The following is a 17787-nucleotide window of genomic DNA, read 5'->3' on the forward strand; positions in this document are numbered from 1 at the left end:
CGCGGACCGGGCCGGGCAGCGGGCATGCTCAGGGCAGCCGGTGGGTGGAGGTACGGGGTGAAGAGCTACCACAGCGACTGGACCGAGGAACAGTCCGCGGTCTACGACGAGAGCTACGGCCTCGGCCAGGACTGGGCCGCCGATCCCGGCACCCCGGCCGAGGACCTGCAACAGGTGATCAACCTGGCCGAGGCCGACGAGGCCGACCTCGACGGCATGGAGCTGCGGTACGAACCGCTGGTGGACGCGGTGTCGGACGCCACCGGCCGGCTGGTGGACAGCGTGCCCGCCAGCCGGGAGGACCCCGCCTTCGCCGGCTTCGTCGAGGGCGCCCGGGACGCCGTCGGCGACGACACCTTCGGACTGTGAGCGGCACCCCGGGGCGTACCCGGGTTTGATCCGGCCGGTGGCGGGTAGCCGGCGCCGCCGGTCGGAGGGCCGGTGCGGCGGAGAGGAGGCCGGCCATGACGCTGGCGATGCGGGCGGTCACCCTGCCCTCGGGGACCCAGCTTCCCGTGCTCGGCCAGGGCACCTGGTATCTCGGCGAGCACCCGGCGACCCGGGAGAGCGAAATCGCCGCCCTGCGTGCCGGCCTGGACCTCGGGCTCACCGTGATCGACACGGCCGAGATGTACGGCGACGGCGCCACCGAGGAACTGGTGGGCGCGGCGATCTCCGGCCGCCGCGACGAGGTGCTGCTGGTGGACAAGGTGATGCCGTCCAACGCCAGCCGGCGCGGCACGGTCCGGGCCTGCGAGCGCAGCCTGCGCCGGCTCGGCACCGACCACATCGACCTCTACCTGCTGCACTGGCGCGGCCGGTACCCGCTGGCCGAGACGGTCGCGGCGTTCACCGAACTGGTCGAGGCCGGCAAGATCGGCCAGTGGGGGGTGAGCAACTTCGACATGGCCGACCTCAGCGAGCTGATGTCGGTGGGCGGCGAGGCGTGCGCCGCCAACCAGATCCTCTACAACCTGACCCGCCGTGGCGCGGAGTACGACCTGCTGCCCTGGTGCCGGGAGCGGGGCATCCCGGTGATGGCGTACTCGCCCATCGAACAGGGCCGCATCCTCGACCAGCCGGCGGTGCTGCGGATCGCGGCCCGACACGGTGTCTCCGCGGCGCAGGTGGCGCTTGCCTGGGCGCTGCGCGCGGACGGGGTGGCCGCCATTGCCCGCTCGGGCGACCCGGCCCACGTCCGGGACAACGCGGCGGCCCTCCAACTCGGCCTGACCGATCAGGATCTCGCCGAGCTGGAGGAGGCGTTTCCGCCGCCCACCGCCGCCCGCCCGCTCGAACTGCTGTGAGCCGGGTCAGTCCTCGGACACCAGATCGGCGATCACCGTGGTGATGTTGTCCGGCGCGCCGGCCTGGTGGGCGAGCTTCACCAACTGCTCCGCGCAGTGCTGCCGGTCGGCGTACCCGGTCAGCGCCTGGCCGATCGACGCGTCGTCGACCACGTCGGACAGTCCGTCGCTGCACAGCAGCAGCCGGTCGCCGGCCGCGGCCGGCATGGCGGTCACCGCGGGCGCCACGTCCCGGCCCTGCACCGCGCGGGTCACCATCGAGCGCTGCGGATGCCGGCGCGCCTCGTCCGGGCTCAGCACCCCCTCGTCGACCAGTTCCTGAACGAAGGTGTCGTCCCGGGTGAGCTGGTAGAGCCGCCCGTCCCGCAGCAGGTAGCAGCGGGAGTCGCCGATGTGCGCCAACACCAGCCGGTCGTCGGCCAGCAGCGCCGCGGTGAGCGTCGTACCCATGCCCTCGCTGCTCGGATCGGCGCCCGCGGCCGCCCGGATCCGGGCGTTCGCCTGCGCCACCGCGGCCGACAGCGCGTCCGCCGGGTCAGCGTCCGTCTGGTCAGCGTCCGCCGGGTCAGCGTCCGTCTGATCGGCGTCCGGGCTCTGGTCCAGCGGCATGAGGGCGGCGATGGCGATCTCGCTGGCCACCTCGCCCGCCGGCTGACCGCCGATCCCGTCCGCCACGGCCACGAGCCGCTCGCCGGCGTACGCCGCGTCCTCATTGTTGGACCGCACCAACCCGGGATCGGTGGCGCTGATGGTCCGCATGATCAGGGTCATGTCCGCAAGCTTGCCAAGGATGCCTTCACCTTGTCTCTACGAACTACTACGTAGGGTTGACGGATGATGCCGGTATCCATGGTGGGACGGGCGGCTGAACTCGCCGAGTTCACCCGCGCGTGGAGCCGGGTGGTGGCCGGCCGCCGGCTCGGCGTGCCGCGCACGGTGGTGCTCACCGGCGACGCCGGGGTCGGCAAGAGCCGGCTGGTGGACGCCGCGCTGGACGCGCTCGCCCCGCGCCCGCCGCTGGTCCTGTCCGGCGCGGCCCGGGTGCACAGTCCCGCGCCGTACGACTGGCTGGCCGCCGTACTGAGCGGACACGACGCCGACGCGCTGCCGCTGCCGGCGGATGCGCTCGCCTGGCTCGCCCAGCAGCCCACCGCGCCCCGGGAACGCTACGCACCGGCAACGCTGTTGCGGCTGGCCGTGCGTACCGTCCGGCTGCTGGTCGGCGCCGGTCCGGCGGTCGTGGTGGTGGAGGACCTGCACGCGCTCGACCCGGCCAGCCTCAACCTGATCGGCGAGTTGGCCACCGCCGCCGACCTGCGGGTGCTGCTGGTGGTGGCCAGCCGGCCCCCGGAGGTCGCGGTCTCGCCGCAGCTCACGGCCCGGACCCTGGCCCGGCTGAGCGGTACGCGGGGCAGCGTGCGGCAGCACCTCGGCCCGCTCCGTCCGGCCGAGGTGGCCGAGATCCTGCGGCAGGTGCACCCCGGCGCGGTACGCCCCGAGGCGGCGATGGCGCTCTGGCGGCGTACCGGGGGAAACCCGTACCTGATCACCGAGCTGCTGGCGACGGCCGCGGCCGACGATCCGGCGGCGCTGTTCGGCGGTGACCCGGCGGCGCTGCTGGGCGGCGACCCGGCGGCGGTGCCGGCGCTGGGCGGGGGCCCGGCCCCGGGCGGTGGCCCGGCTTTGGGTGGTGATCCGGCCCTGGGCGGTGGCCCGGCGCTGGGTGGTGATCCGGCCCTGGGCGGTGGCCCGGCTTTGGGTGGCGGCCCGGTGCTGGGCGGTGATCCGGCGCGGCGGGTCCGGCTGCCACGCCAGCCGTCGGCGCCGGCCCGCGAGCCGGTCGCGGCGGGTCCCGGTCACGCCGTCGGCGCTGGCCAGCAGCCGGGCGCGGCCGAGCTGACCGCCCGGGAGCGGGAGGTGCTGGACTGCCTGGCCGCCGGCATGTCGAACAAGCAGGTGGCCCGGTCGCTGTCGATCTCGGTACGCACCGTCGCGGTGCACGTGTCCAACCTGCTCCGCAAGACCGGTACCGCGTCCCGGACCGAGGCCGCGCTCTGGGCGCTCCGGCACCGCGCCGCCGAGCCGACGGAACTGGTCGAACGCCGCTGAGCCGGCGCGCGTCGGCGCACAGCCGGTGGGAGTGTGCAGAGTTGTTGTCGCTGGGGCGACAACAACTCTGCACACTCCCCAGCCGCGGCTCAGGACTCGGCGGCGAGTTCGCCCACCGGGACCGCCAGCTCCACGACGCCGTCGCGGACCCGCGCGATCTGCTCGGCCCCGGCGTACCGGTCGCCGTCGACAGCGCCGGGCGCGTTGCGATCCGGGATCGGGTCGGGCGTGTCCCGGCCGGCGATCGGGCCGGGCGGATCGATCTTCAGGTAGCCGGTCCGTAGCAGGCGCGCGGCGAGGTCGGCCGGCACGTCCGGCTCGTCGCCGGAGTCGGTGTGCGGCACCCGGCCGGCCAGCACGCCGGCGCCCTCGGGCGGCTCCTGCGCGGTCACCGCGTTCGGGTCGCCGGTGCGTACCTCGGCGACCTTCCCGATCTCCCGGCCGGTCGCGTCGACGACCCGCATGCCGGTGGTGACCTGGCCGATCGGCTGGGCGGAGGTGGAGCTGTCGGGCTGCATGGTGGGACCGGTTCCCGGCCGCTCCACCGGCTAAACCGGGCATTCGAGCCGTTCGGGTGGAGTGGCCGACCGACCCACATAGTCGAACGTATGTTCGATATGGTGCCGCCATGGAGCAGCGGAAGCACTGGTGGAACGGCAAATGGGGACGGCTGGCGCGGCGGGACATCTTTCTCCGGGCGGATGCCGACCGGTGGCACGTCGAGCAGCGTGCGGGCGGGGCCGAGGGCATCTCCCGGTTCTTCGAGTACGACAGCGAGGACGCGGCGTACGAGGCCGTCCGGGCGCTGTTGACCGGCCCGGACACCTGGCGCGAGCTGTCGCCCCGCCCACCGGCGCCGCCCCGTCCGCCCGCATCGCCCCGCCCGCCGGCGCCGCCCGGCCCGCCTGGCCTGTCCGTGCCGCCCGGCCCGCCTGGTTCGTCCGTGCCGCCCGCATCGCCCGGCTCGTCCGTGCCGCCCGGCCCGCCTGGTTCGTCCGTGCCGCCCGGCCCGCCGGCCTAGGCCGGCGCCGGTGTCACCGGCCCTGCTGGCGTTCCTGGCCGAGCAGGTCGTCCAGCGCCCGGCGGCTCTGCTCGGGGGTCCGGCCCTGGGCGAGCAGCGCGTCCCGGATCTCGGTGAGCAGCCTGATCTCCTCGCTCGGCGCGGCCGGCGGCGGCTCCTCGCCGCGCTTGCGCCGCTCGGCCAGCTTGTTCATCGGAAAGACCACGAGGAAGTACAGGGTGGCGGCGGTGAGCAGGAAGGTGATCGCGGCGTTGAGGAAGGTGGCGTAGTCGAACACGACGCCGTCCCGGACCTCCCAGGCGCCGGCCGCGACCCCTTCGCCGCCACCGACGAGCTGGATCAGTGGCTTGAGGAACGAGTCGGTGAACGCGCCCACCAGTGCGGTGAAGGCCGCGCCGACCACGACACCGACCGCGAGGTCGATGACGTTTCCGCGCATGATGAAGTCTTTGAAGCCCTTGAGCATGCCCACTCCCGCACTGTCCGGTTGACCGTCGCGGAGACCCTATTCCTCGGTGAGCGGTTCGAGAAACGCGCCCGCCTCGTCGGCCGCCCGGGACGGATCGCCGGCCCGGATGGCGGCGACGAGTCGGTCGTGGTCGACGTACCGGTCGGGAGTCAGATCGGGGCCGATCGATACGGCGAGGCTGGCCCGCAGGGCCGCGCCGAACGAGGCGTACAGCTCGGCGAGCATGCCGTTGTGCGCGGCCGCGACCACCGCGGTGTGCAGCGCCGCGTCGGCCTCGACGAACTCGTCGGCCCGGCCGGACCGCCACGCGCTCGCCCGGGTGGCCAGCGCGGCGTCGAGGGCCACCAGGTCCGCGGCGGTACGGCGGGTGGCCGCCAACCGGGCCGCCTCGACCTCCAGGGCTCGGCGTACCTCCACGACCTCGGCGAGTCGGGCGTCGGCGACCCGCCGGGCCACCGCCCCGGCCAGCTCGTCGGTGCCGACCACGTACGTGCCCGATCCCTGCCGGCACTCCAGCACGCCCGCGTGCACGAGGGCACGGACGGCCTCCCGTACGGTGTTGCGACCCACCCCGTACGCTTCGACGAGCCGGGGTTCGGTGGGGATCCGGCTGCCGACCGGCCAGGTGCCGGCCCCGATCTCGGCCTGGAGCCGCTCGATGGTCTGCCGGACCCGGGTCTGCCGCGGTTGCCCGGTGGGGGCGGCGGCCGGCGGTGCGGAGTGTGTCAGCGGCGCCACGGCCTACCGCCCCGATCCCAAATTCATCCCATGATTCTAGGGTAATCGGGCCACGGCGGGCAGCGCCGGTCCGCGCGGAGCTACGCGGACCCGCGCGGAGCTACGCCGGTCCGCGCGGAGCTACGCGGACCCGGCTCGGCCGGCCGCTCGCGTCAGCTCAACTGGCCGTCGGCCCCGGCGACGCCGCGTTGTTGAGCACCGCGCAGGTCTTCATCGCCGCGGCCACCTTCGGGTCGGCGGTGTTCATCCCCGAGCCGAGCTGCACGCCGTGGTCGGCGAGGCAGTTGCGGTAGGCGGCGTTGCCGCCCCGGCCACCCGGCGCGCCGTCCGCCCCCGGCCGCGCGGTCGGTAGCTGGCCCTGGCACGCCTGCTGCGCCTTCTGCCAGGTGGCGTCGTCGACCCCGGACGGCCGCAGGTTGCCGAAGCCGCCGCCCGGCCGGCCGGAGGGCCAGGCGGAGGGCCGGCCGGACGGGAACGCCGTGGGTCGGCCGGAGGGCCAGGCGGAGGGACGGCCGGAGGGGAACGCCGTGGGCCGGCCGGAGCGGTCCGCCCGCGGTCCGCCGCTGGCCCGGCCGCCGCCGAAGTCGTCCGGCACCGGCACGCCGTTCTCCCGCAGGCAGCTCGCGTACGCGGCCAGGCCGTTGCCGGCCGAACCGCTGGGTTGCCCGGACGAGGTGGTCGAACCACCACCACCGCCACAGGCGGCCGCGCCGAGCAGTGTCGCCGTGCCAGCGACCAGTGCCAGGATCCAGCTCCGGTACGTGGACTTGGCCATCGGGGCACTCCTCAGCTCGGCGGCCACGCGCGGCGCGCAGCCTTGGCGGTCATGCAACCCGACTGACCTCCGGATCAGGTCAGGTGAAGCTCGGAGTCCGCTCGGAGTCGATGGTTCCGAGCCAACTCCGAGGTGCGGTCGAGGCCGTTGTCAGCCACGGGCACAACACTGGTCCGCCATGGGGTTTGGCCTGGATCTGGTACGTCGCTGGCGCGGTGCCCGGCGGGGACGCTGGGTGGTCGCCGGCGGCGTCGTCGCCATCGGACTGCTCGGCACGGCGAGCGCGTACGCGCTGACCACGCCCGAGGCCGCCCCGGCGCCGGCGCCCACGACGGCCGTCGACCGCGGGGACGTGACCGTCGCGGTGGCCACGGTCGGCACGCTCCAGCCCGGCCAGCAGCGGCAGCTCAGCTTCGCCACCGCCGGCACGGTCACCGAGGTCGGGGTCCGGCCGGGCGACACCGTACCGGCCGGGCGGATCCTGGCCGCCATCGACGACGGGCCGGCGCAGGAGGCGGTGAGCGCGGCGCAGGACGCGCTCACGCAGGCCGAGGAGGCGCTGACCGCCGCCCGGCAGGCACCGACCGCGGCGAGTTGCACCGACGCCGCCGCGGCGGCCGGTACGCGGGTCGCGGCCCGCACCGTGAGCATCGGGTGGCAGACCACCGGCTCACCGGCGGCCACCGGTACGCCCAGTCCCAGCCCGTCCGCCACGACCACCCCGACGCCCTCGGCGACGGCGACGGCGAGCGCCTCGCCCGACCGGGCCACGGCATCGCCCAGCGCGGGTGCCAGCCGTTCGCCGGGCGGCGGCGGTGACCGGCCCGCGGGCGGTTGCGCGGACTCCGGGTCGCGGTCCGGCGGCGGCGCGGCGGACACCGGTTCCGGCGACTCCGTGCTGCGCGCCCAGCAGCAGGTGACCAGCGCCGAACTGCGGCTGGCCCAGGCCCGGGACGCGTACGCCGGCACCACCATCACCGCGCCGGTCGCCGGCAAGGTGCTCTCGGTGGCCGGCCCGGTCGGTGGCCAGGTGACCGCCGGGAGCGCCTTCATCCAGTTGGGCGTGGTCGACGACATGCAGGTGGCCGCGAGCTTCCCGGAGGCCGACGCCGGGCGGTTGCGGACCGGGCTGACCGCCACCGTCGCGCTGGCCGACCGTCCGGGTGAGGAGTTCCCGGCCCGGGTGACCCAGGTCGACCCGGTCGGGGTGAACGACAGCGGGCTGGTCCGGTACGGCACGTTGATCGCGTTCGACCAGGTGCCGGCCGACCTGCTGGTCGGGCAGAGCGCGCAGGTCCGGGTCACGGTCGTCACGGTGAGTGATGTCCTGCGGGTGCCGTCCACCGCGGTGCACGTCGGCGCCGACGGCACCGGGTCGGTCCGGCTCGACGGCGCGGCCGAGCCGCGCGAGGTCGTCGTGGGGGTACGCGGCGACCAGTACACCGAGATCCGGTCGGGGCTGACCGGGTCCGAGCGGGTGTGGACCAGTTGGTGACCGGCACCGCGGGTACAGCCGGCACCTAGGTTGTTCCCAGCTTCTTCCGAGGCCGCTGGCGTAGACGTGTAGCGTGCGTACCCGGCTGACCAAGGTGCTCGTGGTCGACGACGAGCCCAACATCTGCGCCCTGCTGTCGGCCACCCTCCGGTTGATCAAGTACGACGTGCGGGTGGTCGGCACCGGCAAGGACGCGCTGCTGGCCACCGAGGAGTTCGAGCCGGACCTGATCGTGCTGGACGTGATGCTGCCGGACATGGACGGCTTCCAGGTGGCGCAGCGGCTACGGGCCGGTAGCCGGCGCAGCACGCCGGTGCTCTTCCTCACCGCCCGGGACGCCATCGAGGACCGGATCTCGGGGCTGACGGTCGGCGCCGACGACTACGTGACCAAGCCGTTCAGCCTGGAAGAGGTGGTGCTGCGGATCCGGGCGATCCTGCGGCGCAGCGGCGTGGAGGCCGACGAGGGCGACGACACGGCCGTGTTGCGCTACGCCGACCTGGAGCTGAACGAGGACGCGCACGAGGTGCGGCGGGGCGGTCGGCTGATCGAGCTGTCCCCGACCGAGTTCAACCTGCTGCGCTACCTGCTGGTGAACGCGGGCCGGGTGGTCAGCAAGGCGCAGATCCTGGACCGGGTGTGGAGCTACGACTTCGGCGGGGACGGCCGGATCGTCGAGTCGTACGTCTACTACCTGCGCAAGAAGATCGACCGCTGGGACCCGCCGTTGATCCACACCGTCCGGGGGTGGGCTACGCGCTCCGGCTACCGAGGGCGGCGGACGAGTGAGCCGGCCCGCCGCCCGGTCGCGGGTGCGCCGGTGGCTCGCCGGCCACCCGTGGGCGGCCCGGCGGGGTGACGCGGCCCGGCGGGGTGACGCGGCCCGGCGGGGTGGCGCGGCCCGGCGGGCGCTGCCCCGGCTCCGACCGCCCGGGGACTGGCGACCGCGCCGGTGGCGGCACTGGACGCTGCGTTCCCGCCTGGTGGTCGTGGTCGCGTTGCTCAGCGCGGTGGCGCTGGTGGCGGCGAACGGAGCCGGGCTGCTGTTGCTGCGCCGCTACCTCACCGCACAGGTCGACGACCAGCTCACCGGGCTGAGCCGCCCGTTCACCCGGACCGTCGCCCCGGACTGGGAACCGCCGACGCAGCGCCCGCGGATCTTTCCCCGCGGCGCGTTCGGCCCGGACCAGGTGGTGCTGCTGATCGCGCCGGACGGCACGGTGCAGCGCCGGTGGGTCTCCGACGAGCAGGTCTCGCCGCCGGTGCTGGAGACGTACGACCGGCTCCGGACGCGGGCCGACGCCGGCCGGCCGTTCTCGGTGGATTCCCGCGACGGCGCAAGCTCCTGGCGGGTGCTCGTGGTGCCGGACGGGAGTTCGGACGGCCTGGCCGTGCTGGCCGTCTCGATGCGCGCCGTCGACTCGACCTCGGACCTGCTGCTGGCCATCGACGCCGGGGTCACCCTGCTGGTCCTGCTGCTGCTCGGCCTGGGCGCCGCCTCGGTGGTACGGATCGGGCTGCGCCCGCTGACCCGGATGGAACAGATCACCGCCGAGATCCGCACCGGCGACCTGTCCCGGCGGGTCGCCGACGTCGACCCGCACACCGAGCCGGGCCGGCTGGGCGGCGCGCTCAACCTGATGCTCAACCGGATCGAGTCGGAGGTGGCCGCCCGTACCGCGTCGGAGCGGCGGCTCCGGCAGTTCGTGGCGGACGCCTCGCACGAACTGCGGACGCCGCTCACCTCGATCCGCGGCTTCGCCGAGCTGTACCGGCGGGGTGGGGCGCAACCGGGTCCCGAACTGGACGAGGCGATGGGCCGGATCGAGGCGGAGGCGGCCCGGATGAGCCTGCTCGTCGACGACCTGTTGCTGCTGGCCCGGCTGGACCTGCAACGGGCGCCCCGCAGCCAGCCGGTCGACCTGCTGGCGGTCGCGGCCGACACGATCCGGGACGCGCACGCCCGGGCGCCGGGCCGGGCGGTACGGCTGGCGCCGTTCGACGGCGACGAGCGGTTGGAACCGGTCACCGTGCTCGGCGACGAGCACCGGCTCCGCCAGGTGGCCACCAACCTGGTGGCCAACGCGGTGCAGCACACCCCGCCCGGGGCCACGATCGAGGTCCGGGTGGGCCGGCGGACCCGGCCCGGATCGCCGCCGGACGGCCTGGCCGCGGCCGTCGGTCTTGCGCTCACGCCGGGAACGACGGCGGCCGTGCTGGAGGTCTCCGACAGCGGTCCCGGGTTGGGCGCCGAGCACGCCGGCCGGATCTTCGAACGGCTCTACCGGGCCGATCCGAGCCGGTCCCGGGGTTCCGGCGGCGGCTCCGGCCTCGGGCTGTCCATCGTCGCGGCCATCGTGGCCGGACACGGCGGCCGGGTCGAGCTGGAGACCGCGCCGGGCCGGGGCGCCACCTTCCGGGTGCTCCTGCCGGCCCTCGCACCGCCGTCCGGGGACGAACCCGGGCGGATCCCGAACGCGCGCGGCCGAGGACTCCCAGCCGACTCCGAGGTGACACTCGGATCGCTTTGAGCCGCGCGGTCCAGAGTGCCACCTATGCCAGTGCGCCGCCTGATCTCAGCGCGCCGTCCGTCACTGATCGTCAACGGGCTTCTCGGCCTCGCGGTCCTGGCCGCGGCGGCGTGGGGATATCTCTCCTTCTCCGAATCGACGCCGCGTGCGACGGCAAGTGTCCGAACCGTACCGGTGGTGCGCGGCACGGTGACCGCCTCGGTGACCGCCGCCGGCAACCTTGCCAGCGCGGTGACCGCGGCCCCCACCTTCGCGACCTCGGGCATCGTCACCGAGATCGACGTCAAGGTCGGTGACAAGGTCAAGAAGGGCGCCGTACTGGCCAAGGTCGACGACGCGGTGGCCCGTCGCCAGTTGACCGCGGCCCGGTCGAACCTGACCGCGGCCCGGGACGCGCTGGACCGGGCGTCGGACGCCGGTGGTTCCACCGCCTCGGCGCAGGCCCAGGTGACCCAGGCCGAGCTGGACGTGGAGACCGCGCAACAGGCGGTCGACGGCACGGTGCTGGCCGCCCCGATGACCGGGACCGTGGTGGCGGTCAACGGCACGGTCGGCAGCTCGTCCGGGTCGTCCGGCAGTTCGTCCGGCGGCGGCTCGTCCGGCTCGTCCGGTAGCTCGTCCGGCGGCGGCTCCGGCTCCTCCGGCGGCGGTTCGTCGAGCGGTTCGTCGGGCGGCAGCGGTTCGTCCTCCGGCTTCATCCAGATCCAGGACCTGACCAAGCTCCAGGTCTCGGCCGCGTTCGCGGAGGCCGACGCCACCAAGCTGAAGCCGGGGATGGCCGCCACGGTGACCTGGAACGCGCTGCCCGACGCCACGGCCGACGCCAAGGTCGCGTCCATCGACCCGAACGCCACCACCAGCAACGGCGTGGTCACCTACGGCGTCGTGCTCAGCCTCGACCAGCTTCCCGACGGCGCCCGTCCCGGGCAGACCGTGCAGGTGTCGGTCACCGTGGGCACCGTCGACGACGCGGTCGCGGTCAACGCGGTCGCGGTCACCGGCACGGGCAACCGGGACACGGTCACCGTGCTGGAGAACGGCGAGCAGGTGAGCCGCCCGGTACAGGTCGGGCTGGAGGGCGACCAGCTCGTCGAGATCACCTCGGGACTGGAGGTGGGCGACGAGGTCGTCCTGCCCACCAGCACGGGCACCTCCGGCGGTACCGGTGGCCGCAACTTCCCGGGCGGTGGCGGCTTCTCCGGTGGCGGGCTCACCGGTGGCGGCGGACCCGGTGGCGGCGGCTTCTCCGGCGGCGGGCGGCGCGGATGACCCCCGGCGGTCCCGGGCCGGCGCCGGCCCGCCCGGTGCTCGACGTGCGGCGTGTGACCAAGGTGTACGGGTCGGGCGAGGCGACCGTGCACGCCCTGCGGGGCGTCTCGCTCACCGTGCAACGGGGCGAGTACGTCGCCATCATGGGCTCGTCCGGCTCCGGCAAGTCCACCCTGATGAACATCCTCGGCTGCCTGGACGTGCCGACCGACGGCAGCTACCTGCTCGACGGCGTGGACGTCAGCCGGCTCAACGACAGGCAGCTCGCGCTGGTGCGTAATCGGCGGATCGGCTTCGTCTTCCAGTCGTTCAACCTGATTCCCCGGACCACGGCACTGGCCAACGTGGAGCTGCCGCTGGCGTACGCCGGAATGAAGGCCGCGCTCCGGCGGGACCGGGCGATGGCCGCGCTCGACCTGGTGGGTCTCGCGGACCGGGCGCGGCACGAGCCGAACCAGCTCTCCGGCGGCCAGCAGCAGCGGGTCGCGGTGGCCCGGGCACTGGTCACCGAGCCGGCGCTGGTGCTGGCCGACGAGCCGACCGGCAACCTGGACAGCCGGTCCACCGAGGAGGTGTTGGCGATCTTCGACGACCTGAACGCGGCCGGCCGGACGATCGTGCTGATCACCCACGAGCAGGACGTGGCGGACCGGACCGGGCGGTTGGTCCGGCTGTTCGACGGGCAGATCGCCACCGACACCCGACAGCATGCGTACGCCGGTCCGGACCGCCACGCCGGCCAGCACGAGGTGAACTGATGGGTGCGGTGGAGATCCTCCGGTTCGCCGTACGCGGGGTGACCGCCAACAAGCTGCGGTCGGCGCTGACGATGCTCGGCATCCTGATCGGGGTCGCGGCCGTGATCCTGCTGGTCGCCGTCGGCAACGGCTCGGCGCGGGCGGTCAGCCAGAGCATCGAGGCGCTCGGCACGAACACCATCACGGTGTCCAGCACCTCCCGTGGCTCCACCGGCGGCCTCACCCTGGATGTGGCCCGATCGCTTGCGGATCCGGTGCTGGCCCCGGACGTGCGCAGCGTCTCGCCGGTGGTGAGTGCCTCGGTGACGATGACCTATCAGGGCGCGGACCATTCGGTGTCGCAGTTCATCGGGACGTACCCGAGCTACTTCACCGCCTCGAACACGCCGGTCGGCACCGGCTCGGCCTTCACCTCCGACGACGTGGACCAGGGCCGCCGGGTCGTGGTGCTCGGGCAGAGCGTGGTCACCGAGCTGTTCCCCGACACCGACCCGGTGGGCCAGCAGGTCACCATTGGCGGCGCCCTGTTCACGGTGGTCGGCGTGCTCGCCGAGAAGAGTTCCGGCAACGGGTTCCAGGACGCCAACGATGTGGCGATCGCGCCGCTGAGCGCAGTACAGCAGGCGCTGACCGGGCCGGGGCCGGTCGGATCGGTGCTGGTCGAGGCGGCCGGCCCGGATCGGGTGAGCGCCGCGGAGGGCCAGATCAGCACCATCCTCGACCACCGGCTCGGCGGCACCGGCACCGGCACCGGCACGGGTGCGGTCCGGGCCGGCGGGTCGGGTCGGGGCGGGCAGGCCGCCAGCGGCGCCACGTACCGGATCCAGAACGCCTCGCAGCTGCTGGCCACCCGGACCGAGACGGCGAAGACCTTCACCGTGCTGCTCGGCGCGGTGGCCGGGATCAGCCTGCTGGTCGGCGGCATCGGGATCACCAACATCATGTTGGTGACGGTGACCGAACGGACCCGGGAGATCGGCATCCGCAAGGCGCTCGGCGCCCCCCGGCGGACCATCCTGACCCAGTTCCTCGTGGAGGCCACCCTGCTGAGCGTGCTGGGTGGCGGCCTGGGGGTGGCCGCCGCGCTGATCGGCAGCCGGTTCACCATCGTCGGCGTGCAGCCGGTGATCGTACCCAGCTCGATCGTGATGGCGCTCGGCGTCTCGGTGGCGATCGGGTTGTTCTTCGGCAGCGTTCCGGCCAGCCGCGCAGCCGGCCTCCGGCCGATCGACGCCCTGAGATATGAGTAGGTGTCCATGACTGTCAGGCACAGGGCGCCCGAGGCCGGGCCGGACGCGGATTCCGCGCCGGAGACGGCCGAGTTGGCGCTGTTCGAGCCCGAGGCGTCCACCGCGGCCGAGACCGACGACGGACTGGCCGCCGAGCTGGCCAGGGCGCAGCCGCGCCGCTGGTGGAACCGGGCAACCCCGTGGCTGCTGGCGGCGGTGCTGCTGGTCGGCGGGTTCGCGGCCGGGGCACAGGTGCAGAAGACGTACGGCCCGCAGGGCGGCAACGCGGCCGGTTCCGCGCGGACGGGCGGCCAGTTCGCCGGCCGGGCCGGCTACCCGGGCGGGGGCGGATTCCCCGGCGGCGCCGGGAACGGCTATCCGGGCACCGGGAGCGGGTCCGGGACCGGATCCCGGGGCGGCGGCAACGCGACCACCGGAACGGTGAAGCTCGTCGACGGCAGCACCATCTACGTCGAGACGGAGTCCGGAGAGCTGGTGACGGTCCGCACCAACGGCGACACCACCGTTGCGCTGCCGGGCAGGCTGTCCGACCTCAAGGAGGGGGACCGGGTGAGCGTCCAGGGCGAGTCGGCCGGCGACAGCGAGGTCACGGCCGACACCGTCACCGCGCGGCGGTGACCTGGAGCGCCGTCACCGCCGCGCGGTGACGGCGCGGTACGGCTCGCTCCGGTTCAGTTCGACGCCGGGCTCGGCTCGCCGTTCACGGCCTCGTCGACCGTGGGGTACGTCTGGAGCACCTCGACGAGCCCGCTCACCTCAAGGATGCGCAGCACCCCGCGCTGCGGGGCGGCCAGCCGGACGACGCCGCCGGCCTCGTCGCTGTTGTTCTTGGCGCGCACGAACACCGACAATCCGGTCGAATCGCAGAACGACACGTCCGCCAGGTCGAAGACCAGCCGGCTGCGTCCCTTCTCCAGCAGGTCCGTGATCTGGTCCTGCAACTGGGGCGCGGTCGCCATGTCGAGCTCGCCCGCGACCGAAACGACGACCACGTCGCCGCGTTGTTCGGTGTTCACCGTCAACGACATTCGGACCTCCTGTATTCGGTCGAACCGTACCCGACCGAGGGGGAGTGACGCAGGACGGGAGGGCCGGCCCGGCCCACGGGAGTCGGTGCGGTCCGGCCGGCCCGAGGACCCTCGCCGGCGCCGCCGACGGTGTCTGATTCGCCACTTCAGAAGGCCCGGCCAAGCTGGTTGCCAGGCGGCAACTAGCTATCGTTCCCCGGTGGTAGAGTCCGGCCGGTCCGGCTCCAGGGAGGTACGTGGTGGCGCTCAACGCCGAAGAGAGCGAGCGGTTCGCCGGTCTGCTGACGCAGCACGCCGACCAGATCGCCAAACGCTGGACGGAGACCGTCGCCGGGTCCCTGCGCGGCCGGCTGAGTCAGGTGGAACTCGACCGGCAGGTCCGCGAGCTGCACGAGACGCTGGTCGCGGGGCTCCGCGAGGGTGCGGCCGGGCACGGCCTCGATCTGCAGTCCGAAGCCGCCAGCGAACTTCGGGCCGTACTGTCTGAACTGTCCCGTTCGCGCGCCCGGCAGGGCTTCAGCGCGACGGAGACCGCGATCAGCGTGTTCGCCATCAAGGACGCGCTGCGCGGGGTGCTGGTGGACGGCGCGGGCAACGGCCGGCTGGATGAGTACGTGATGTTCACCGCGCTGGTCGACGACATCGGCCTGTTCACCTTCGAGAGCTACTCGCAGGCCCGCGAGGAGCTGATCGCCGACCAGGCCGAGCAGCTGCTGGAGCTGTCGACGCCGGTGGTGAAGCTCTGGGAGGGCGTGGTCGCCGTCCCGCTGGTCGGGACCCTCGACTCGGCCCGGGCCCAGGTCGTGATGGAGCGGCTGTTGCAGACGCTCGTCGACACCGGCTCGCCGTACGCGATCATCGACATCACCGGCGTCCCGGCGGTGGACACCCAGGTTGCCCAGCACATCCTGAAGACCGTCCTGGCGGCCCGGCTGATGGGGGCCGACTGCGTCATCTCCGGCATCCGGCCGCAGATCGCGCAGACGATCGTGGCGCTGGGCATCGAGTTCGGCGACATCGTCACCAAGGCCAGCCTCGCCGACGCGCTGCGGCACGTACTCCGGCTCGCCGGGGCCGACGTGGTGAACCGCACCGGACGGCGGGAGTCCTGATGGACCGGGTACCGGTGCTCAAGATCGGAGATGTCCTGCTGGTCTCCATCCAGGTGGACATGTCCGACCAGACGGCGGTCGCGCTTCAGGAGGATCTCGCCGACCGGATCGTCGCCACCGGCTGCCACGGGGTGATCATCGACATCACCGCGCTGGACATCGTCGACTCGTTCATCGGCCGCATGCTCTCCACCATCGCCGCCATCTCCAAGGTGCTCGACGCCGAGACGGTGGTCGTCGGGATGCGGCCCGCGGTGGCCATCACCCTGGTCGAGCTGGGCCTGTCGCTGGACGGCATCCGTACCGCCCTGAACGTCGAGCGGGGGATGGACCTGATCGCCGCGAGCCGGGGCGAGGACGACGGAACCGCCGACGATCAGGATGGCGCCGACGCCGAACCGGTGGCGTCGTAGCCATGACCGCCGAGCTTGATCTCGGCCCACCGCAGATCCAGGCGATAACCGGGGACGAGGACGTCGTACGGGTGCGGCAGCTCGTCCGTACCGTCGCCGTGGCGGCGAAGCTGTCCCTGATCGACCAGACCAAGCTGGTGACCGCGGCGAGCGAACTGGCCCGCAACACCCTCGTCTACGGCGGCGGCGGATCGGCCGAGGTCTACCGGGTCGACGGTCTGCGCCGGCGCGGCGTCCGGATCGTCTTCACCGACGAGGGACCGGGCATCGCCGACCTCGACCTCGCGCTGACCGACGGGTACACCACGGGCGGCGGCCTCGGGCTGGGGTTGAGCGGCGCCCGCCGACTGGTGGACGAGTTCGAGATCGACACGGCCGTGGGCCGCGGCACCCGGGTCACCATCACCAAGTGGCTCCGATGACGCATCCGGTGGAACCCGCGGAATTCGACGACGACGGCGTCTGGTTCCGGGTCGAGTCCGGCAGCGCCGCGAGCGCGGTACGGCGCTCCGCCGAGCGGCTGGCCGACCACCTGGAGCTGGGCGAGCGGCGCCGGGCCAGCCTCTCCATCGTCGCCGCCGAGCTGACCAGCAACCTGGTGAAGCACGCCGACGAGGGTCTGCTGCTGCTGCGCCCGGTCCGGGACAGCGGCACGGCGGGGGTGGAGCTGATCGCGATCGACTCCGGACCCGGCATCGCGGACCTGGCCGGATCGTCCCGGGACGGCCACTCCACCACCGGAACCTGGGGGGTGGGAATCGGGGCCATCACCCGGCAGGCGAGCTGGACCGACGCGCACTCGGTCGCCGGACGCGGAACCGTGGTGGCCGCGCAGGTCTGGCCCGGCGAACCGCCCACCCCGGACTGGGCGGCCGGCCTCACCCGGCCGCTGTCCGGCGAGAAGGTCAGCGGCGACGGCTTCGCCACCCGGGTGCTGGACGGCCGGCATCAGGTGCTGGTCTGCGACGGGCTGGGTCACGGACCGCTGGCCGCCGCGGCCAGTAAGGCGGCCCGGCAGGCGTTCCGCGTCGCGCCGCCGGCGTCACCCGCCGCGGTCGTCGAGCACCTGCACCGGTCGCTCGGCTACACCCGCGGCGCGGCCCTCGCCGTGGCGGAGCTGGACCCCGGCGCCGCGGTGCTGCGGTACGCGGGGCTGGGCAACATCGCGGGCTGCCTGCTGAGCGCCGCCGGCCGGCGCGGGCTGGTGTCGCTGCCGGGCATCGCCGGGCACCAGCGCCGGCAGGTCCGGGAGTACGACTACCCGTACGCCCCGGGGACACCCTGGTGATGAACTCCGACGGGGTGACCGACAGGTGGCGCGCGGAGAACTATCCCGGGCTTTTCGCCCGGACCCCGCTGCTGGCCGCCGCGACCATCCTGCGCGACGCCGGGGTACGCCGGGACGACGCCTGCGTGCTCGTGGCGAGGCTGCCGTGACCGGTGACGACCGTCCGCCGGTGCCGGCGGACGGCGGATCTCCGGTGGCCGGCAGCGGGCCGCCGCCCGGCAGCG

The 17787-nt window shown here is 73.9% G+C and carries 18 protein-coding genes and 3 pseudogenes; 15 read left to right on the top strand and 6 right to left on the bottom strand.

The annotated features are described in order from the left end of the window. The first annotated feature begins 57 nt into the window (after positions 1-57). Together CIK06_RS01580 and CIK06_RS01585 are read left to right on the top strand one after the other, a co-directional pair. Positions 58-369: a hypothetical protein gene (locus tag CIK06_RS01580; protein ID WP_095563309.1), complete on the top strand. Its 312-nt coding sequence runs from the start codon at positions 58-60 to the stop codon at positions 367-369. A 95-nt stretch (positions 370-464) separates the two neighbouring features. Further along, entirely contained in the window at positions 465-1307 is an 843-nt protein-coding gene (locus CIK06_RS01585; RefSeq protein ID WP_198348072.1) for an aldo/keto reductase, read from the top strand. Positions 1308-1313: 6 nt separating this feature from the next. On the opposite strand, the gene CIK06_RS01590 is transcribed toward CIK06_RS01585, so the two are convergent. Next, complete coding sequence (locus tag CIK06_RS01590; RefSeq protein ID WP_095563310.1) at positions 1314-2078, bottom strand: PP2C family serine/threonine-protein phosphatase; 765 nt, start codon at positions 2076-2078, stop codon at positions 1314-1316. Positions 2079-2141: 63 nt separating this feature from the next. On the opposite strand from CIK06_RS01590, the gene CIK06_RS30445 reads away from it, so the two are divergent. Next, entirely contained in the window at positions 2142-3416 is a 1275-nt protein-coding gene (locus CIK06_RS30445) for a LuxR family transcriptional regulator (RefSeq protein WP_232533954.1), read from the top strand. Positions 3417-3505: 89 nt separating this feature from the next. On the opposite strand, the gene CIK06_RS01605 is transcribed toward CIK06_RS30445, so the two are convergent. Continuing rightward, entirely contained in the window at positions 3506-3934 is a 429-nt protein-coding gene (locus CIK06_RS01605; RefSeq protein WP_095563311.1) for a hypothetical protein, read from the bottom strand. A 110-nt stretch (positions 3935-4044) separates the two neighbouring features. On the opposite strand from CIK06_RS01605, the pseudogene CIK06_RS01610 reads away from it, so the two are divergent. Further along, positions 4045-4269, top strand: a pseudogene (locus tag CIK06_RS01610) (hypothetical protein); the annotation flags it as partial. Positions 4270-4450: 181 nt separating this feature from the next. On the opposite strand, the gene mscL reads toward CIK06_RS01610, so the two are convergent. The 3 genes from mscL to CIK06_RS30450 form a co-directional block, all read right to left on the bottom strand. Beyond that, on the bottom strand, positions 4451-4903 hold the full coding sequence (mscL, locus tag CIK06_RS01615) for a large conductance mechanosensitive channel protein MscL (RefSeq protein WP_095567484.1): 453 nt from the start codon (positions 4901-4903) through the stop codon (positions 4451-4453). 39 nt (positions 4904-4942) lie between these two features. Continuing rightward, complete coding sequence (locus CIK06_RS01620) at positions 4943-5644, bottom strand: FadR/GntR family transcriptional regulator (protein ID WP_369916072.1); 702 nt, start codon at positions 5642-5644, stop codon at positions 4943-4945. A 157-nt stretch (positions 5645-5801) separates the two neighbouring features. Beyond that, complete coding sequence (locus tag CIK06_RS30450) at positions 5802-6419, bottom strand: hypothetical protein (protein WP_232533955.1); 618 nt, start codon at positions 6417-6419, stop codon at positions 5802-5804. A gap of 178 nt (positions 6420-6597) precedes the next feature. Between CIK06_RS30450 and CIK06_RS01630 the strand changes: the two genes are divergently transcribed. The 7 genes and pseudogenes from CIK06_RS01630 to CIK06_RS01660 all read left to right on the top strand — a co-directional run bounded on the left by CIK06_RS01630 (position 6598) and on the right by CIK06_RS01660 (position 14340). Then, a complete protein-coding gene (locus CIK06_RS01630) occupies positions 6598-7914 on the top strand; it encodes an efflux RND transporter periplasmic adaptor subunit (protein ID WP_095563312.1) in 1317 nt (438 codons plus the stop codon). A gap of 73 nt (positions 7915-7987) precedes the next feature. Beyond that, positions 7988-8703, top strand: a pseudogene (locus tag CIK06_RS01635) (response regulator transcription factor). Further along, on the top strand, positions 8700-10445 hold the full coding sequence (locus CIK06_RS01640; protein ID WP_232533956.1) for a cell wall metabolism sensor histidine kinase WalK: 1746 nt from the start codon (positions 8700-8702) through the stop codon (positions 10443-10445). Before CIK06_RS01635 ends, CIK06_RS01640 begins: the two are co-directional and overlap by 4 nt. Positions 10446-10469: 24 nt before the next feature. Next, a complete protein-coding gene (locus tag CIK06_RS01645) occupies positions 10470-11714 on the top strand; it encodes an efflux RND transporter periplasmic adaptor subunit (RefSeq protein WP_095563313.1) in 1245 nt (414 codons plus the stop codon). Next, a complete protein-coding gene (locus CIK06_RS01650) occupies positions 11711-12472 on the top strand; it encodes an ABC transporter ATP-binding protein (protein WP_095563314.1) in 762 nt (253 codons plus the stop codon). Before CIK06_RS01645 ends, CIK06_RS01650 begins: the two co-directional genes overlap by 4 nt. Further along, positions 12472-13722 carry an ABC transporter permease gene (locus CIK06_RS01655; protein WP_095563315.1) on the top strand — a complete coding sequence of 417 codons (1251 nt, stop codon included), beginning with the start codon at positions 12472-12474 and terminating at the stop codon, positions 13720-13722. Before CIK06_RS01650 ends, CIK06_RS01655 begins: the two co-directional genes overlap by 1 nt. Before the next feature lie 6 nt (positions 13723-13728). Continuing rightward, complete coding sequence (locus CIK06_RS01660) at positions 13729-14340, top strand: hypothetical protein (protein ID WP_232533957.1); 612 nt, start codon at positions 13729-13731, stop codon at positions 14338-14340. A 53-nt stretch (positions 14341-14393) separates the two neighbouring features. Here CIK06_RS01660 and CIK06_RS01665 read toward each other — a convergent pair whose 3' ends face one another. Beyond that, positions 14394-14750 (bottom strand): STAS domain-containing protein, encoded by a 357-nt coding sequence (locus CIK06_RS01665; protein WP_095563316.1) that lies wholly within the window; start codon positions 14748-14750, stop codon positions 14394-14396. Positions 14751-14989: 239 nt separating this feature from the next. Between CIK06_RS01665 and CIK06_RS01670 the strand changes: the two genes are divergently transcribed. The 4 genes and pseudogenes from CIK06_RS01670 to CIK06_RS01685 all read left to right on the top strand — a co-directional run bounded on the left by CIK06_RS01670 (position 14990) and on the right by CIK06_RS01685 (position 17712). Next, entirely contained in the window at positions 14990-15862 is an 873-nt protein-coding gene (locus CIK06_RS01670) for an STAS domain-containing protein (RefSeq protein WP_095567487.1), read from the top strand. Further along, on the top strand, positions 15862-16275 hold the full coding sequence (locus CIK06_RS01675; protein ID WP_095563317.1) for an STAS domain-containing protein: 414 nt from the start codon (positions 15862-15864) through the stop codon (positions 16273-16275). The genes CIK06_RS01670 and CIK06_RS01675 overlap by 1 nt, the downstream gene beginning before the upstream one ends. Positions 16276-16277: 2 nt before the next feature. After that, on the top strand, positions 16278-16697 hold the full coding sequence (locus tag CIK06_RS01680) for an ATP-binding protein (protein ID WP_095563318.1): 420 nt from the start codon (positions 16278-16280) through the stop codon (positions 16695-16697). Next, positions 16694-17712: pseudogene (locus tag CIK06_RS01685) on the top strand (SpoIIE family protein phosphatase). The gene CIK06_RS01680 and the pseudogene CIK06_RS01685 overlap by 4 nt, the downstream one beginning before the upstream one ends. Positions 17713-17787 lie beyond the last annotated feature (75 nt).

The sequence above is a fragment of the Plantactinospora sp. KBS50 genome, from assembly GCF_002285795.1.
Taxonomy (GTDB): domain Bacteria; phylum Actinomycetota; class Actinomycetes; order Mycobacteriales; family Micromonosporaceae; genus KBS50.

Bases quoted from the DNA above. Each gene is read 5' to 3' on its own strand.
- mscL (WP_095567484.1), bottom strand. From the start codon at position 4,903: ATGCTCAAGGGCTTCAAAGACTTCATCATGCGCGGAAACGTCATCGAC.
- CIK06_RS01645 (WP_095563313.1), top strand. From the start codon at position 10,470: ATGCCAGTGCGCCGCCTGATCTCAGCGCGCCGTCCGTCACTGATCGTC.
- CIK06_RS01655 (WP_095563315.1), top strand. From the start codon at position 12,472: ATGGGTGCGGTGGAGATCCTCCGGTTCGCCGTACGCGGGGTGACCGCC.
- CIK06_RS01675 (WP_095563317.1), top strand. From the start codon at position 15,862: ATGGACCGGGTACCGGTGCTCAAGATCGGAGATGTCCTGCTGGTCTCC.
- CIK06_RS01585 (WP_198348072.1), top strand. From the start codon at position 465: ATGACGCTGGCGATGCGGGCGGTCACCCTGCCCTCGGGGACCCAGCTT.
- CIK06_RS01680 (WP_095563318.1), top strand. From the start codon at position 16,278: ATGACCGCCGAGCTTGATCTCGGCCCACCGCAGATCCAGGCGATAACC.
- CIK06_RS01660 (WP_232533957.1), top strand. From the start codon at position 13,729: ATGACTGTCAGGCACAGGGCGCCCGAGGCCGGGCCGGACGCGGATTCC.
- CIK06_RS01650 (WP_095563314.1), top strand. From the start codon at position 11,711: ATGACCCCCGGCGGTCCCGGGCCGGCGCCGGCCCGCCCGGTGCTCGAC.
- CIK06_RS01590 (WP_095563310.1), bottom strand. From the start codon at position 2,078: ATGACCCTGATCATGCGGACCATCAGCGCCACCGATCCCGGGTTGGTG.
- CIK06_RS01630 (WP_095563312.1), top strand. From the start codon at position 6,598: ATGGGGTTTGGCCTGGATCTGGTACGTCGCTGGCGCGGTGCCCGGCGG.
- CIK06_RS30450 (WP_232533955.1), bottom strand. From the start codon at position 6,419: ATGGCCAAGTCCACGTACCGGAGCTGGATCCTGGCACTGGTCGCTGGC.
- CIK06_RS30445 (WP_232533954.1), top strand. From the start codon at position 2,142: ATGATGCCGGTATCCATGGTGGGACGGGCGGCTGAACTCGCCGAGTTC.
- CIK06_RS01605 (WP_095563311.1), bottom strand. From the start codon at position 3,934: ATGCAGCCCGACAGCTCCACCTCCGCCCAGCCGATCGGCCAGGTCACC.
- CIK06_RS01665 (WP_095563316.1), bottom strand. From the start codon at position 14,750: ATGTCGTTGACGGTGAACACCGAACAACGCGGCGACGTGGTCGTCGTT.